Annotated in this window: 14 protein-coding genes; 7 read left to right on the forward strand and 7 right to left on the reverse strand. The window is 64.4% G+C overall.

Annotation, left to right across the window (positions count from 1 at the left end; genetic code table 11):
- Window positions 1-7: 7 nt before the first annotated feature.
- The 3 genes from MRBLMS1_RS11485 to aqpZ all read left to right on the forward strand — a co-directional run bounded on the left by MRBLMS1_RS11485 (window position 8) and on the right by aqpZ (window position 1794).
- Window positions 8-466: an Ivy family c-type lysozyme inhibitor gene (locus MRBLMS1_RS11485; protein ID WP_189396718.1), complete on the forward strand. Its 459-nt coding sequence runs from the start codon at window positions 8-10 to the stop codon at window positions 464-466.
- Window positions 466-891: a GNAT family N-acetyltransferase gene (locus MRBLMS1_RS11490; RefSeq protein WP_485879482.1), complete on the forward strand. Its 426-nt coding sequence runs from the start codon at window positions 466-468 to the stop codon at window positions 889-891. The genes MRBLMS1_RS11485 and MRBLMS1_RS11490 overlap by 1 nt, the downstream gene beginning before the upstream one ends.
- A gap of 213 nt (window positions 892-1104) precedes the next feature.
- Window positions 1105-1794, forward strand: coding sequence for an aquaporin Z (aqpZ, locus tag MRBLMS1_RS11495; protein WP_485879483.1), 690 nt, complete (start codon window positions 1105-1107; stop codon window positions 1792-1794).
- Between the two features lie 159 nt (window positions 1795-1953).
- Here the strand turns inward: aqpZ and MRBLMS1_RS11500 are convergent, their stop codons facing one another.
- Window positions 1954-2784: an AraC family transcriptional regulator gene (locus tag MRBLMS1_RS11500; RefSeq protein WP_485879484.1), complete on the reverse strand. Its 831-nt coding sequence runs from the start codon at window positions 2782-2784 to the stop codon at window positions 1954-1956.
- Window positions 2785-3001: 217 nt separating this feature from the next.
- On the opposite strand from MRBLMS1_RS11500, the gene MRBLMS1_RS11505 reads away from it, so the two are divergent.
- From MRBLMS1_RS11505 to MRBLMS1_RS11520, 4 genes are all read left to right on the forward strand, one after another.
- Complete coding sequence (locus MRBLMS1_RS11505) at window positions 3002-4153, forward strand: MFS transporter (RefSeq protein WP_252866992.1); 1152 nt, start codon at window positions 3002-3004, stop codon at window positions 4151-4153.
- A gap of 238 nt (window positions 4154-4391) precedes the next feature.
- On the forward strand, window positions 4392-5768 hold the full coding sequence (gene cysS, locus MRBLMS1_RS11510) for a cysteine--tRNA ligase (RefSeq protein WP_485879485.1): 1377 nt from the start codon (window positions 4392-4394) through the stop codon (window positions 5766-5768).
- Window positions 5769-5810: 42 nt separating this feature from the next.
- Entirely contained in the window at window positions 5811-6380 is a 570-nt protein-coding gene (locus MRBLMS1_RS11515; protein WP_485879486.1) for a hypothetical protein, read from the forward strand.
- Entirely contained in the window at window positions 6373-6924 is a 552-nt protein-coding gene (locus MRBLMS1_RS11520) for a hypothetical protein (RefSeq protein WP_485879487.1), read from the forward strand. Before MRBLMS1_RS11515 ends, MRBLMS1_RS11520 begins: the two co-directional genes overlap by 8 nt.
- On the opposite strand, the gene dbpA is transcribed toward MRBLMS1_RS11520, so the two are convergent.
- The 6 genes from dbpA to MRBLMS1_RS11550 form a co-directional block, all read right to left on the reverse strand.
- Entirely contained in the window at window positions 6911-8335 is a 1425-nt protein-coding gene (dbpA, locus tag MRBLMS1_RS11525; RefSeq protein ID WP_485879488.1) for an ATP-dependent RNA helicase DbpA, read from the reverse strand. The genes MRBLMS1_RS11520 and dbpA overlap by 14 nt on opposite strands.
- A 110-nt stretch (window positions 8336-8445) precedes the next feature.
- Window positions 8446-8682, reverse strand: coding sequence for a hypothetical protein (locus tag MRBLMS1_RS11530; RefSeq protein WP_034758223.1), 237 nt, complete (start codon window positions 8680-8682; stop codon window positions 8446-8448).
- Between the two features lie 212 nt (window positions 8683-8894).
- Window positions 8895-10559, reverse strand: a complete 1665-nt coding sequence (locus MRBLMS1_RS11535; RefSeq protein WP_072454770.1) for an acid phosphatase — start codon at window positions 10557-10559, stop codon at window positions 8895-8897.
- A gap of 105 nt (window positions 10560-10664) precedes the next feature.
- Window positions 10665-13160: a TonB-dependent siderophore receptor gene (locus MRBLMS1_RS11540; protein WP_485879489.1), complete on the reverse strand. Its 2496-nt coding sequence runs from the start codon at window positions 13158-13160 to the stop codon at window positions 10665-10667.
- Between the two features lie 101 nt (window positions 13161-13261).
- On the reverse strand, window positions 13262-14272 hold the full coding sequence (locus MRBLMS1_RS11545; RefSeq protein WP_485879490.1) for a FecR domain-containing protein: 1011 nt from the start codon (window positions 14270-14272) through the stop codon (window positions 13262-13264).
- Between the two features lies 1 nt (window position 14273).
- On the reverse strand, window positions 14274-14792 hold the full coding sequence (locus tag MRBLMS1_RS11550; RefSeq protein WP_128139868.1) for a sigma-70 family RNA polymerase sigma factor: 519 nt from the start codon (window positions 14790-14792) through the stop codon (window positions 14274-14276).
- Between the last annotated feature and the right edge of the window lie 98 nt (window positions 14793-14890).

A 14890-nucleotide genomic window follows, 5' to 3' on the forward strand; every position in this document is an offset into this window, starting at 1 on the left:
AGATTGCATGTCCGCACGTTTGCTCTTGCCCCTGTTCCTGGGCGCTGCCGTGGCGCTGGCCGCCATGCCGGCGCAAGCGCGTACGCCCAGGCTGTCGCTGATCGAGCAGGCGCAAAGCTGTGACGGCGGCGCTACCTGTCCTTATTTCCCCGACGTCTACAAGGCGGACTACGCCTTTCGCAAGGCCTTCAATGTGGGCTTGAAAAAGGCGGGCCTGAAGCGGCAGCGCTGGGTGCCCGATGGCGTGGCCAGCCCGCTCAAGCCCGTCGAGATCGACGGCAAGGCACGCCTGCTGAGCAGCGTCTGCGAACCGCACAATTGCGGCCACCATTACACCATCCTGTACGACCCGGCCGCGCGCAGCATGACGGGCGTGTACATGGGCAGCGATGCCAAGGGCGTCGCGCGCACCGTCTACTTCGGCGAGCCCAGCATCGCCGAAGCCGACTTGCTGTCCAAGAACTGATGCACGCGCCACTGCACATTTCCAGCGAGCGCGACGAGCTGGACGTGCCCATGATCCACCGCTACCTGAGCGAGCAGTCGTACTGGAAGCGGGGCGTGGCGATCGAAACCGTACGCAAGGGCATCGCCAACGCGCTGTGTTTCGGCGGCTATGTGGATGGGCAGCAAGTGGCGTTCGCCAGGGTCGTCACCGACTACACGGATTTTGCGTACCTGCGCGACGTGTTCGTTCTGCCTGCCTTCCAGGGCAGGGGATATGGCAAGCAGATGGTGGCCGCCGTGCTCGGCGATGAGCGCTTGCGCGATGTCGCCTGGATGCTGGGAACGGATGATGCGCACAGCCTGTATGCGGACTTTGGTTTTACGCCGCTGGAGGCGCCGCAAAAGTACATGCGCCGCCCAGCGCCAGTAAAATTATCAAAATAATAGTTGATTCCATAAAAACTATTGATATTGTCGTATCATATTAATATTGCCTTGATAATGACAATATGTCATTATGCGCGCTCTGCTGCGATTGCGCAGCCGTACTTTGCTGGTGTTTTGCCTTGCCATCGCCATACGGTGAGGGCGAGCTCAATGAGCGGTCTGACTGGTCGTCCCCTGGGTACGTTTTTTCGACAATGTAAAGGAATAATCATGAAACAATATGGCGCCGAATTTCTCGGCACGTTCTGGCTGGTACTGGGCGGTTGCGGCAGCGCCGTGCTGGCTGCGGCCTTCCCCGGCCTTGGCATCGGCTTTGCCGGCGTGGCGCTGGCGTTTGGCCTGACGGTGCTGACCATGGCTTACGCCATCGGCCACATCTCGGGCTGTCACCTGAATCCCGCCGTCTCGATCGGCCTGTGGGCCGGTGGCCGTTTTCCCGCCAATAAACTTTTGCCGTACATCATCGCGCAAGTGTTGGGCGCCATCGTGGCCGGTGGCGTGCTGTACGTGATCGCCAGTGGCCAGGCCGGTTTCGACGTGAGCAAGGGCTTTGCCTCGAACGGCTTCGGCGCCCATTCGCCGGGCGGCTATTCGATGCTGTCGGCGCTGGTCATTGAAATCGTGCTGACGATGTTCTTCCTGATCGTCATCCTGGGCGCCACCGACAAGCGCGCGCCAGCCGGCTTCGCCCCGCTGCCGATCGGCCTGGCGCTGACCCTGATCCACCTGATCAGCATCCCCGTCACCAATACCTCCGTCAACCCGGCCCGCAGCACGGGCGTGGCCCTGTACGTGGGCGATTGGGCGACAAGCCAGCTGTGGCTGTTCTGGCTGGCACCGATCATCGGCGCCTTGCTGGGTGCGCTGGCCTACCGCCTGATCGCCGGCGAGAAGGAATAAGCGTAAGCCGACAATGCCGGCAACGCAGCTTGTCGGCTTACGCGCGCCGTTGCCACGCTAAGCCGACCTACGTGGCGCCCGTCATTGGCGCCTTGCCCGGTGTGTCGACAATGCCGGCAAACGCCTTGACGAAAGCAGCCCACGGGCTGCTTTTTTCGTTTACTCGGCGGCGCGCCACTCGCTCAGGTAGTGCTGCGGCGTGCGGCCCAGGATGCGGCGGAACATGGCGCTGAAGGCGCTGGGGCTGGCGTAGCCCAGCGCATAAGCGATGGCCGCCACGCCTTCGCCCCGGTCCAGGCGGCAGAAGGCCTCGGCCAGGTGGACTTGCTGCAGCCATTGACGGTAGTGCAGACCCGTTTCCTTGGGAAATAAGCGGATCAGGGTGCGCGCGCTGGCGCCCGCGTCCTGCGCCCAGTCCTCGATACTGCGCCGGCTGCCGGGCGCGTCCATGATGGCCGAGCAGACTGCCACCAGGCGCCGGTCGCGGGGCCAGGGGATGGCGAGGGGGACGGTATCGGCCGCCGCCAGTTCCGACAGGATCAGGTGCGCCAGCCAGTCGCCGCGCCCCTCTAGCGCATATTCGACCGGTTCGGCCAGCAAGGCCAGGATCAGCTCGCGCAGCAGCCGGCTCACTTCCAGCACCTTGCAATCGTCGCCATATCGGGCCGCCACCTGCGCATCGATGTACACGGTACGCATGCTCAGTTCGCTCAAGATGTGGACTTCGTGCACGACGCCCACGGGAATCAGCAGGGCGCGCCGCGGCGGCAATATCCACACGCCATGCTCGGTGGACACGCGCATCACGCCTTCCGTCGCATACAGCAGTTGCGCCCGCACGTGGCTGTGCGGCGCCGTATAGTCGCCCGCCGCATATTGCCTGGACATGGCCGTCACGGGGCGCGGCACGTGCTGGTAATCGTGCGAGCTGGTGCTGCGGCTGAACGGCACCCCATCAGGGTGAGTCTGGATCAGTGGTTGGGTGTACATGCTGGTCGTTGGATTGTCACTTGGTTGTCACTTGGGCGACGATTATTGGAAGTTATCAGTTCAGTGACCATACTATACTGGCTTCTTTGCCGGGCCGCCCGCCGAGCCCGATTATTGCGGATGACACATGCACACAACCACAACTGCTCCAGCATTGGCCAAGTCCGTGCCGGCGGCTCCTTCGCTTCATAGTTCCCAACAACAATCCGGTCTGGCCATGCACATCCTGGGCGCCGTCGCCTTCGTGCATTTGCTCAATGACTTGATCCAGGCATTATTGCCGTCGATTTATCCGATGCTGAAAGCCGAGTTTTCACTCAGTTTTACCCAGGTCGGCCTCATAACCCTGACGTTCCAGTGCACGGCCTCGTTGCTGCAGCCATGGATCGGCTTGTACACGGACCGCCGTCCGCTGCCATTTCTGCTGCCCGTCGGCATGTGCTTTACCCTGGCTGGCGTGCTGATGCTATCCGTCGTGTCGACCTTCCCGACCCTGCTGATCGCCTCGGGCCTGATCGGCGTCGGCTCCTCGACCTTCCACCCCGAAGCGTCGCGCGTGGCGCGCATGGCCTCGGGCGGACGCTACGGCTTCGCCCAGTCGCTGTTCCAGGTGGGCGGCAATGTCGGATCCGCGCTGGGTCCGCTGCTGGCGGCCGCCGTCATCGTCAACCGTGGCCACGGCAATATCGCCTGGTTCGGCCTGCTGGCCGTGCTGGCCATCGGCGTGCTGTACAAGGTCAGCCACTGGTACAGCGGCCACCTGGCCAGCTTCAAGCCGAAGGCGGGCGGCCACGGCCCTAATTTGTCGCGCAACAAGGTGATGGGCGCGCTGGGCGTGCTGGCCCTGCTGGTATTTTCCAAGTACATCTACATGGCCAGCCTGTCGAGCTACTACACGTTTTACCTGATCGACAAATTCCACCTGTCGCTCGGCGATGCCCAGCTGTATTTGTTCCTCTTCCTCGCCGCCGTGGCAGCAGGCACCTTCATGGGCGGCCCCATCGGCGACCGCATCGGCCGCAAGCGCGTGATCTGGATTTCCATCCTGGGCGCCGCGCCATTTACCCTGCTGCTGCCCTACGTCGACCTGTTCTGGACGGCCGTGCTGACGGTGATTATCGGCTTCGTGATTTCATCCGCGTTTTCCGCCATCGTCGTCTTCGCGCAGGAACTGGTGCCGGGCAAGGTGGGCATGATCGCGGGGATTTTCTTTGGCCTGATGTTCGGCGTGTCCGGCATCGCCGCCGCCGCGATGGGTCACCTGGCCGACGTGGCGGGCATCGCCTATGTGTACAAAATATGCTCCTACCTGCCGCTGCTGGGCATCCTGACGGTGCTGCTGCCGCATATCGAGCAGGCGAAAAAGTAAGCCAGCGCCGCGGGAGGGCTTGACGGCCCGCCCGCGCGCATGCGATATTGTCTCCATGATCTCTTCCATCCTCCCTCCAGTCCTTGCATACCGCGCCGCCGCTGCGCTGTGTCCGTGTACCTGGCTTCGCGAGGATGCGGCCCGGCGCCGTTAAACTTTTTATTCCTCATTCCGATGGCCACAGCGTTGAAAAACCTGTGGCCATTTTCTTTTTCCGCAACGCGCATGAAAGTCCCGCATGACACTTCATTTGTACGACACGTATAGCCGCAGCTTGCGGCCCTTCGAGACCATCGCCCCGGGCCAGGCGGGCCTGTACGCCTGCGGGCCCACCGTCTACGACTACGCGCATATCGGCAACCTGCGCACCTATCTGTTCGTCGACGGCTTGCGCCGCGCGCTCGAATTCAACGGCTTGCAGGTGCGCCACGTGATGAACATCACGGACGTCGGCCATCTGACGTCGGACGCGGACAGCGGCGACGACAAGATCGAGGCGCGCAGCGCCCGCAGCGGCAAGTCGGCCTGGGACATCGCCGCTGAATTTACCCGCGCGTTCGAGGGCGATCTGCGCCAACTCAATATCCTGCCGCCCACCGTCTGGTGCCGCGCCACCGACCACATCGCCGAGCAGATCGCCTTCATTCTCGACCTGGAAGCGAAGGGCTATACCTACCGCACGGACGACGGCATTTATTTCGACACGACGCGCCAGGACAGCTATGGCAAACTGGCGCGCCTGAACCGCGACGGCCTGCAGGCGGGGAAAAGGGTGGACCTGGGCGAGAAGCGCGACATCTGCGACTTCGCGCTGTGGAAGTTCAGCGGCGTGCCTGGCCAGCGGCAAATGGAATGGGACAGTCCGTGGGGCCTGGGTTTCCCCGGCTGGCATATCGAATGCTCGGCCATGGCGGAAAAGCACCTGGGGACATATTTCGACATCCATTGCGGCGGCGAGGATCACGTGGCCGTCCACCACAGCAACGAGATCGCACAAACGGAAGCGCGCCACGGCACGCGCCTGGCCAACTTCTGGCTGCATGGCGCCTTCCTGAAAACACAGGATGCGAAGATGTCGAAATCGTCGGGCGAATTTTTACGCCTGCAAAGCCTGGTGGAGCAGGGCATCGATCCGCTGGCCTACCGCTACCTGTGCCTGGGCGCCCACTACCGCAGCAGCCTCAATTTCACGGACGAAGCGTTGCGCGCCGCCAGCAGCGGCCTGGCGCGCCTGCGCGTCAGCGTGCATGGCCTTTGCGAAGCACAGGGGGAGGCTGATCCCGCGTGGCTGGCGCGCTTTGCGGCGCAGGTCAACGATGACCTGAACTTTCCGCGCGCGCTGGCCGTGGCCTGGGAGCTGCTGAAAAGCAGCCTGCCGGACGCCGTGAAAAAGGCCACCATGGCCCGTTTCGATGTGGCCCTGGGACTCGATCTGCTGGCCTGGCAGCCGGCGCAGGTGGCCGTGCCGCAGCCGGTGCAGGCGTGGATGGCGGAACGGGCCATCGCCCGCGCGCAGCGCCAGTGGGCCGAGGCGGACCGCTTGCGCGCACTGGCGCGCGCGGCCGGCTATGACATCGACGATACGCCGCAGGGGCAACAGGCACGGCCTTTGTGACGATGTCCGGCATAATGGCCGCCTGATGAAACTGGAGATGCCGTGAAGCGCCGTTTGCTGATACTGAGTTGTTGCCTTGTCTTTTCTGCCGCCCGGGCGGCCAGTGAGTGTCCGGGCTTTCCCGCGCTTGCCACCTCCGGCGAGGCGCTGCTGGCGCAAGTGCGCGCGCTGCCGCCCGTCGGCATCGACCGCGAACGGCAGGCGTGCGCGCCGGCGACCGTGATCGATTTCGCCTACAGCGGCGGGGTGCTGTGCAGTTTTGGCAGTGAAGTGGATGCGGCGACATCCGCCGTCACGCGCCTGGCCGATGGCGGTGAACTGGTCGAATACCTGTATCTGTTCCCGTATGCGCCGGCCACGCACGCGCGCTTGCTGGCGCTGCTGGCCGCGCGTTTCACGCCAGTGGGCAAGGCAGCCTGGCCCGCCTTCCTGCAAGCCGCCAGGCCGGGCAAGGAAACCACGGCCCTGTTCACGCATGGCGGCTTTTATATTTCGCTGGGCAAGCCCACCGAAGGCGATCCTGCCGAATGGTATTCGAATGTGATCTTTGAAAAGATGGACAAGCCCGCGCTGGGCGTGCGCAAGGTGTGCAAGGAAGCTCGCGATGGCTGAAGCGGATGCCTTTCCGGCCGCGTTGGCCGGCACTGTGGCGCAGCTGCTGCCCGTGCTTTCATCAGGCCAGCTACATGCACCGTCGGCACCGTTTGACGTGCATCAGGATGGCAGGCTGCTGCGCATCCCCGTGCGCACGTATTACGACGGCAAGCAATTGTTGGCCTGTACGCAGCTGCCCGGCGACGCGGGCGTGATTGCCCTGTGCCTCGGCACGCGCCACCATGACGGCCATGTGCGCGAAGCGTGTGCAAGGCAGCTGCTGCTGCAGGAGCGGGCGTGGACGGTGCCTTTCGTCGTGCACCTGTGCGGCGAATACGTGCTGGAGATTATCGAGGCAATTGGCGCGGCGCTGCCGGCCTGGAATGCCGATGCGCTGGCGGGCTACCTGCGGGAGAACCCCGCGTATGTGGACACGCTGGAGCGGCGCAGCATCAGTTACTGGAGCTGCTACTACCGCCGGCGCCATCCCGCGTGGGATAGCTACCCGGGACGCAGGACCATGGCGGCCCTGCGTGCATTGCAGCAGCTTACGCCTCGATAAAGCGCATCTTGAAGCTGCGGCCCTTGATGTTGCCGAAGTCGCGGCCCAGGGTATTGCCCGCGTTCAGGCGCTTGAACGCGGCTTCGGCCACCTTGCGGTCCAGCGCCACGTAGGTCATGAACTCGAACACGTTGATCTTGCCCACTTGCTCCTTGGTGAGGCCAGCGTCTCCCGTCAGCGCGCCCAGCAAGTCGCCCGGGCGCAGCTTGTCCTTCTTGCCGCCCATGATGCACAGGGTGACCATCGGTGCCGGCAGCACCTCCATGCCGTCATCTTCCGCCAGCTCCTTCAGGTCGTGCCATTCGGCCGCGCTGTTCTGGTATTGCTCGATCAGCTTGACCCATTTTTTCTCGTTCGGCGCGCACAGCGACAGGGCCAGGCCCTTCTTGCTGCCGCGGCCCGTGCGGCCGATGCGGTGGATGTGCACTTCCGTGTCCTTCGACACGTCGACGTTGATCACGGCACCCAGGTCGGAAATATCGAGGCCGCGCGCGGCCACGTCGGTGGCCACCAACACGGAGCAGCTGCGGTTGGCGAACAGCACGAGGATTTCATCGCGCTCGCGCTGTTCCAGCTCGCCGTACAGGGCCAGCGCGGAAAAGCCTTGCTGGCGCAGTTCGTCGGCCAGCTCGCGGCAATGCACCTTGGTGTTGCAGAAGGCCAGCGTGGATTCCGGCTTGAAGTGTTTCAACAGCTTGCCGACGGCGCTATTGCGCTCATCGAAGCCGATTTCATAGAAGCGCTGCTCGATCTTGTCGTTGTCGTGCTGCGCCTCGACCGTCACTTCCAGCGGATTGACGAGGAACGACGCCGTGGCGCGGCGGATATCTTCCGGGTACGTGGCCGAGAACAGCAGGGTCTGGCGACGCGCCGGGCAGGCGCTGACGATGCCGGCGATTTCCTCGTAAAAGCCCATGTCCGTCATGCGGTCCGCTTCATCGAGCACCAGGGTTTGTACGTGGTTCAGGTTGATGGTGCCGCGCCCCAGGTGGTCGCGCAAACGGCCCGGCGTGCCCACGACGATGTGCGCGCCGTGTTCCAGCGAGGCGATTTGCGGGCGCATCGGCGCGCCGCCCGTCAGGGTCAGGATCTTGATGTTGCCGGCCGCGCGGGCCAGGCGGCGCAGCTCATTGGCCACCTGGTCGGCCAGTTCGCGCGTGGGGCACAGCACCAGGCCCTGCACGGCAAACCAGGCGGGATTGAGCTTGTGCAGGATGCCGATGCCGAAGGCAGCCGTCTTGCCGCTGCCCGTTTTCGCCTGGGCGATCAGGTCGCGGCCATCGAGTACCGCCGGCAGGCTTTGCGCCTGGATGGTGGTCATCTCGTGGTAGCCGAGCGAATCCAGGTTGGCCAAAAAGGCGGGCGTCAGCGGCAGGCTGGAAAAAGAAGTGGTGGCGGATGTGGTGTTCATAAGGGCGGAGCCGGTAAAAAGCGGGTGGATGGGCACAGTCTACAGGCGTTATACGCCCTTGTGCGGATGGTTGTGGAAGCTGGCGGCAAACGGCCGCCGGCGTTGGGATACTAGTTGTCGGGCGCCCAGATGGGCAAGCCGGTCAGATCGAGGCCAGCGTCGCGCGTCCATACGGGCAAGCCCGTGGCGTCGGTCGGCTCCAGCAATTCAAGCTGCACCTGCTTCAGCGCCACCTTGCGCGCGCGCGTGCGGCGTTGCGGTTCCGGCGCCGGCTCTGGCGCCTCGTGCGCTGGCGGCGGGCCGAAACCGGGCAAGTCGATGGTGGCGTTGTCTTTTTTATCTCTCATTTCTGAACCTCTGGTCCCCGGCCGCGAAAACATGGCGCCGGGGAGCGGGCAAAAAGCTGTCCGCGGTGTGAATACTCTGTACGCTTCGTCCACAAAACAAAAGCCCGGCTACTGGAGTCGGGCTCATTGTTGGAACAACCGTCAGGAATACCTGTCCTGCGGATTTAAGTGCGGCACGCAGTGTATCACAGGCGTGCCGCATTGTGGGTGGCTTAGCGGAAGCTCAGAGCGCCCGTCAGGTCGCCCGGCGGCAGCGCACCGCGCGACGCAAACGCGTCGTTGCGCACCTTCAGGCCCTCGAGCAGCGGCAGGTCGTGCAGGCGCGTGATCAGGCGCAGGATCGACGTCGTGTCATAAAAACTGTGATCGACGGCGCCTTTCTTCGCGTACGGCGAGACGACGATGGCGGGAATGCGCGTGCCCGGGCCCCAGCGGTCGCCTTTCGGCGGCGCCACGTGGTCCCACCAGCCGCCGTTTTCATCGAAGGTGATCACGACGATCATGTCCTTCCACTGCGGCGATTCCTTCAAATGCTGGATGACGTTGGCCACGTGCTGGTCGCCCGATTCGATATCGGAATAGCCGGCGTGCAGGTTCAGATTGCCCTGCGGCTTGTAGAAGGTCACGGCCGGCAGCTTGCCCGCCACGGCGGCGGCGAGGAATTTGTTCGAGATCGGGCTGTCGCCTGTGCCACCGTCGCGCAGGTGCTCGGCGCGCGCAGCCGTGCCGGGCGCGAACTGCTTGAAGTAGTTCAGTGGCTGGTGGTGGAACTGGAAGTTCGGCTTGCTGCCGCCGCCTTTTTGGTCGAGCGCCGCTTGCCAGCCGCCGCCATACCACGCCCAGCTGACGCCCTTGCGCGACAGCAGGTCGCCGATGGTGTCATAGGTTTGCGGCGGCAGGGTGTTCGCGTCGGCCGGGTCGGCATGCAGCGGGTCGCCGTCGAAGGCGGGGCGGATGTAGCTCGGTTGATATGGCGGGGCCATGGTGTTGACGGCATAGCCGTCCGGCGTGATGGCGCCGTCGTTCACATATTTCGGCTTGCCGTCCAGCGCGGAGGCGGGGCAGTCGGGCGAGATCGCCAGGCGCACGCCTTGCGGGCCGTCGGACAGCACGGCGATCTTTTTCTTCGCCGCCGTTTCGGATGCATTGAAATATTCGTTGGCGCGGCCCGTGACGAGGAACTGGTGGTTCATATAGGAGCCGCCGAAGGCCGCCATGAAGAAGTTGTCGCACAGCGTGTATTGCTCGGCGATCTGCCACAGGTTCAGGTTTTTCGACGTTTCGCCGTAATGGCCCATCACCAGGCCGCCGCTGTCGGCCCACGCGGCAAAGCCGTCGTTCTTGCCGCCGTTGATCTGCATCTGGTTGTTATAGAAGCGGTGCACGAGGTCGCGCGTGATGATGCTCTCGGGCAGGGGCTTGCCGGCCGCGTCGCTCAATTTGTAGGGCGCGTTGGGCAGGCCGGAAATCTGGTCTTCCTTGATCAGGTAATCGGTGCCGCCGATATTTTGCTGGTTCGGCACGAGGCCGCCCCAGATCTTCGGCAGCGTGGCCAGCGGCTTGCCGTCGCGGTCCAGCTGCTGCGCCTGTTCGGCCGTGACGGCGGACAGGGGCGCGCTGGTGCCGGGGAAGTTGGCGAACAGGTTGTTGAAGCTGCGGTTTTCCAGGTAGATCACGACCACGTTCTTGACGTGCGCCTTGAGTTTCGCGTCGAGCGAACCCTTGGCGATGGTCTTTTTGGCGGGCGCGGCGTCGGCCAGCGCCGGCAGGCTGGCGGCCAGGCCGACTGCGGAAGCAGCCTGGAAAATGCGCCGGCGCGAGGGATTGGCGGGTTGGTCGGCCGGATCGGCTGGCAGGGCGGGGGCGAGGTCCTTCACACATTCTCCTTGGGTGTCTCTATGGGCACGGGCGTTGGCGGCAATGGCCGGCAACGCCCGTGAAGCGGGAAAATTGTATCACCGGCCCTGCGCCGGTGTGAAATGCTAGAACTGGTAACGCACGCTCAACGCCACCTTGCGCGCCGGACCATACATGCCCGAGTACCACCAGTCCGACACGGACGCCGTGTATTTTTTGTCGAACAGGTTGGCCACGTTGACGGTGGCAGACAGCTTCTCGTTGACGTCGTAGCGCGCCATCAGGCTGGCCACCGAGTACGCCTTCTGTTCCCAGTGCATGGTGCTGTTGATCTGCCACGCGTCGATGTCCGAATACACGCGGCTTTGCCAGTTCACGCCGCCGCCGATGGTCAGGCGATTGAGGTCGCCGGGCAGGCGGTAAGTCGTCCACAATTTCACCAGGTGGCGCGGGAAGGTGGTCAGGATGGCCTTGCCGGCATTGTTTTCCGTCTGGCTGTACGACCACGAGGCAGACACGTTCCAGTCCGGCGTGATGGCGCCCGTCGCTTCCACGTCCACGCCCTGGGTCTTGGCGCCCTTGATGGTGCGGTTGGCAGGATTGTTCGTGCCAGGCACGGTGTAGCCGGGGTCCGATTCGGACAGATTGCTCTGGCGGATCTGGTACAGCGCGGTAGAGGTGTTCAGGCGGCCATCGAGCCAGCCGCTCTTGATGCCCGCTTCAAAGGTCTTGCCTTCGCGCGGCGCCAGCAGCTTGCCGTAGCGGTCTTGCGATGCTTGCGGCTGGTAGATGGTGGAGTAGCTGGCGTAGGCGCTGTGCGTGCCGTCGATATCGAATACGAGGCCGCCATACGGCGTGAAGACACGGCTCTCCGAGGCGGGGGACGCGCTGTAAAAATTCACGGAAGGCGCGTCCGAGATGTAGTTCTCGCTGTAGCGCAGCACCTTGGCGCCGGCGATCAGTTTCAGGCGTTCGGAGAGGTTGAAGCGGCTGGCCGCGTAGGCGCTGGCCTGGCGGCGCGTGCTGTCGTAGATGACGGTGGTACCGCCAAACACGGGTGTTGCCGTGCGATTCCAGCTGTACAGGTTGACGGGCGTGTTTTCGACGCCCCTGTCGAAACGGCCATCGGTCGTGCTTTGAAATTCGCTGTAGTCCATGCCCAGCACCAGCTCGTGCTGGCGGCCGAATGCGCTGAACGGCCCGCGCACATTGACGTCCACGCTGTTGACCTGAAGCTGGTAGTCGCGGTAGTCGGCGTTCAAGCTCAGGCCATCGCCCGTGGCCTGGTCGGGAAAGCCGCCACTCACGCTCAGGTAGACGGCGCGTTCTTCCTGCGACGATTGCACGCGGTTGGCCGAGATTTTCAGTTTCCAGTCGTTGGCCAGCGCGTGCTCCACGGTGGCGAAGAGGTCGGTCGAATTGGTGTCGAAGCGGTTCGACTTGGCGGCCGGGCTGAAAGAGCGCGGCAGGTCCGTCATGACGCCATTGCTGTAGAAGAGGGGGAAGCCCAGGTAGGACAAGGATCCGTTCGAGCGCTTGCGCTGGTGCGTGACGCCGGCCGTCAGCTTCGTGTCGCGTGACAGATCCGCTTCGACCACGCCGTAGACCACTTTCTTGTTGCGGCTGTAGCCGTCGATGATGCTGTCGCCTTCTTCGTACACCGTCACCAGGCGGCCGCGCACGCTGCCAGTCTCGTTCAGCGGACCCGAGACGTCGGCCATGGCGCGCCGCTCATCGTAGGAAGCCAGCTCGCCCTCGACGGAGGCCTGGAACTGCGCCGTCGGCTTCTTGCGCACCATGTTGATGGCGCCCGAGGCGTCGCCCGCGCCCGTCATCAGGCCCGAGGCGCCGCGCAGCACTTCGATGCGGTCGTACAGCGCCATGTCGGCCAGGCTTTGCGACGGTATCGCATTGAGGCCCAGGTTTTCCGAATGCGTGCTGACGCCATCGAGCTGGTAATTGGTGATCGAATAGCCGCGTGAAGTAAAGCCCGTGCGTTCGCTGCCCAGCGAGAACAGCGTGATGCCCGGCGTCTGTGCCATCACTTGCGCGATCGTGTTCAAACCCTGGTCCTGCATGCGCTGCTGCGTGATGACGCTGACCGACTGCGGCGTTTCCCTGATCGACAGGCCCAGCGGCGTGGCCGTGGCGATCGGCAGGGGGGAGACATACGCGCCCGAGCCTTCCGTCGCATCCTGCTGCGCCTTGACCGACACTTCCGGCATCATCGCCATCGCTTCGCCACTCGCCGCCGGGTCGGCCGGGCGCAGCACATAGCTGCCGTTGGCACTGCGCTCGGCCTTCAGGCCCGTGCCGCGCAGCACGCCGTTCAGGGCGGCCAGCACGTCGTGGCGGCCGCTCAAGCCGGCCGAGGTCTTGCCGCGCGTCTGCTCCGGCGTGAAGCTGAGGATGACACGCGACTGGCTGGCGACCTGGCGCAGCGCGGTGGCCAGGTCGCCGGCGGGCACCTGAAAGTCGAGGCTGGCCGCAGTGGCGGCCGCGCTTTCCTGCGCCAGGGCTGGCGCCTGGACGTTCAGCAGCAGGGCCGAACCGATGAAGACGAGCTCGATGGCATACGCCATGGGTTTGATACGCGGCTTGGAATGAATGGCAGGAGACATGGTTACCTTGTGTTGTAGTCGTCAAAAAGAACGTTGCCTACACAGGTCACGCGAGAATCGAAAGCGGGTACTTTTTTTTGCGCCGGCGTCAAAATATATTTTCAGCGCGGCTGGCGCGCCTCGACCTGCACCCAGTAGCGAGTGCGCAGGCGCACGTCCACGGGCAGGGAATCGGGCAGCGACAGCAGCACGGCATCCAGGTCTGCCAGCGGGAAGACGCCGGAGATGCGCAGGCCGGCGACGGCGTCGTCGCAGCCCAGCAAGCCGTGGCGGTAGCGGCTCAGTTCATGCAGGAAGTCGCGCAGCGGCATGGCGTCGGCCAGCAGCAAGCCCTGGCGCCAGGCCCAGACATCGGGCGAGACGGCGTGCGCGGGCAAGGTATTCTGCGCCGTCATGCCGCCGCCCTGGCCCGCGCGGAGCACCGGGCTGGCGTTGCCATGGCGCGGCATCAGCCGCACGGCGCCTTCCTCGACGGCGACCAGGGTGCTGCCGTCCGCCTGGCGTACCGAGTAGCGCGTGCCCAGCGCCTGTGCGTGGCCTTGCGCCGTTTCGACGAGGAAGGGGCGGTAGGGCATGCCCGTTTCGCGGGCCGTGGCGATGAACACTTCGCCCTGCACCAGTTGCAGCAGGCGTTGCGTGCCCGTGTAGCGGATGTTGACGGCGCTGCCGCTGTTCAGGTGCAGGCGGCTGCCGTCGGGCAGGGTCAGCTCGCGGCGTTCGCCCACGCCGGTGGACAGGTCGGCCAGCGCGGCGCGGGCCATGTCGGGCGCGTATTCCGAGCGCGCGCCGAACCAGCCCGTGAGGCCGATGGCCGATACCCACGCCAGCAACTGCAGGCTGCGGCGGCGCGAGATGGTCGAGGCAGGGCGGGAGCGCTGTGTCAACGCCGTGCGGCTGGCCTGCGCATCGAGTTCGCGCAAGCCGCCGCTGACGCTTTCGATGTGTTTCCACGCCCGTTCATGGTCGGGGTGCGCCTGGCGCCACTGCTGCCAGGCCGTTTTTTCCGCCGGCGTCGTTTCGCCGCTCATCAGGGTGGCCAGCCATTCTGCTGCCTGCATGGCGATGACCAGATCGATGGGCTGGCCCTGTGCGTAGACGGTGGCGCCGCGCATGTCAGGAGGCGGCAAAATCGGGCACGGCAAAAAAGCACAGCAGGTTGGCCTTGCTCAGGTATTTTTTGACGGAATGCGTGGTGGTGCCCAGCTCGGCGGCGATCTCGGCGTAGGTCATGCCGTCCAGGTGGGCCAGCAGGAAGGCGGCCCTGGCCTTGGCGGACAGCTGGTCCAGCGCGCGGTCGACCAGTTGCAGCGATTCGAGCAGGATGGACATCGCTTCCGGCGACGGCGTGCACGCTTGCGGCTGGTGCAGCAGGGCGTCGAGATAGGCCCGTTCCAGCTCTTCGCGCCGGCAGTGATTGGCCAGCAGGCGCTTGGCGATGGTGGCCAGGAAGGGGCGCGGCTGCGCGATCCCCGCACTGCTGCGCGCAACGAAAATCTTGATGAAGGTATCCTGCGCCAGGTCGCCGGCCAGCCCCGCATCGTGCAGGCGGCGCTTCAGCCAGTGCAGCAGCCAGGAATGGTGCTCGGCATACAGGGCCTGGAAGTCGGATGGCGGGGAAGGGGCGGACAGCATGCGAAGAGGGTGGGATAGCTTAATCTAAATGAGAATTGTTCTCATAATAACGCAGCGGCGTGCGCCAGGCAATCAGGAAAACGCGGCGTTGCTGAAAT

The sequence above is a fragment of the Massilia sp. LMS1-1-1.1 genome (assembly GCF_040815535.1).
Taxonomy (GTDB): Bacteria; Pseudomonadota; Gammaproteobacteria; order Burkholderiales; family Burkholderiaceae_D; genus Janthinobacterium; species Janthinobacterium aestuarii.

Excerpts from the sequence above, each read along its gene's own strand:
- MRBLMS1_RS11550 (WP_128139868.1), bottom strand. The coding sequence starts at position 14,792 with ATGCTGTCCGCCCCTTCCCCGCCATCCGACTTCCAGGCCCTGTATGCC.
- MRBLMS1_RS11545 (WP_485879490.1), bottom strand. The coding sequence starts at position 14,272 with ATGCGCGGCGCCACCGTCTACGCACAGGGCCAGCCCATCGATCTGGTC.
- MRBLMS1_RS11500 (WP_485879484.1), bottom strand. The coding sequence starts at position 2,784 with ATGTACACCCAACCACTGATCCAGACTCACCCTGATGGGGTGCCGTTC.
- MRBLMS1_RS11520 (WP_485879487.1), top strand. The coding sequence starts at position 6,373 with ATGGCTGAAGCGGATGCCTTTCCGGCCGCGTTGGCCGGCACTGTGGCG.
- cysS (WP_485879485.1), top strand. The coding sequence starts at position 4,392 with ATGACACTTCATTTGTACGACACGTATAGCCGCAGCTTGCGGCCCTTC.
- MRBLMS1_RS11530 (WP_034758223.1), bottom strand. The coding sequence starts at position 8,682 with ATGAGAGATAAAAAAGACAACGCCACCATCGACTTGCCCGGTTTCGGC.
- MRBLMS1_RS11540 (WP_485879489.1), bottom strand. The coding sequence starts at position 13,160 with ATGTCTCCTGCCATTCATTCCAAGCCGCGTATCAAACCCATGGCGTAT.
- aqpZ (WP_485879483.1), top strand. The coding sequence starts at position 1,105 with ATGAAACAATATGGCGCCGAATTTCTCGGCACGTTCTGGCTGGTACTG.
- MRBLMS1_RS11485 (WP_189396718.1), top strand. The coding sequence starts at position 8 with ATGTCCGCACGTTTGCTCTTGCCCCTGTTCCTGGGCGCTGCCGTGGCG.
- dbpA (WP_485879488.1), bottom strand. The coding sequence starts at position 8,335 with ATGAACACCACATCCGCCACCACTTCTTTTTCCAGCCTGCCGCTGACG.
- MRBLMS1_RS11490 (WP_485879482.1), top strand. The coding sequence starts at position 466 with ATGCACGCGCCACTGCACATTTCCAGCGAGCGCGACGAGCTGGACGTG.
- MRBLMS1_RS11505 (WP_252866992.1), top strand. The coding sequence starts at position 3,002 with ATGCACATCCTGGGCGCCGTCGCCTTCGTGCATTTGCTCAATGACTTG.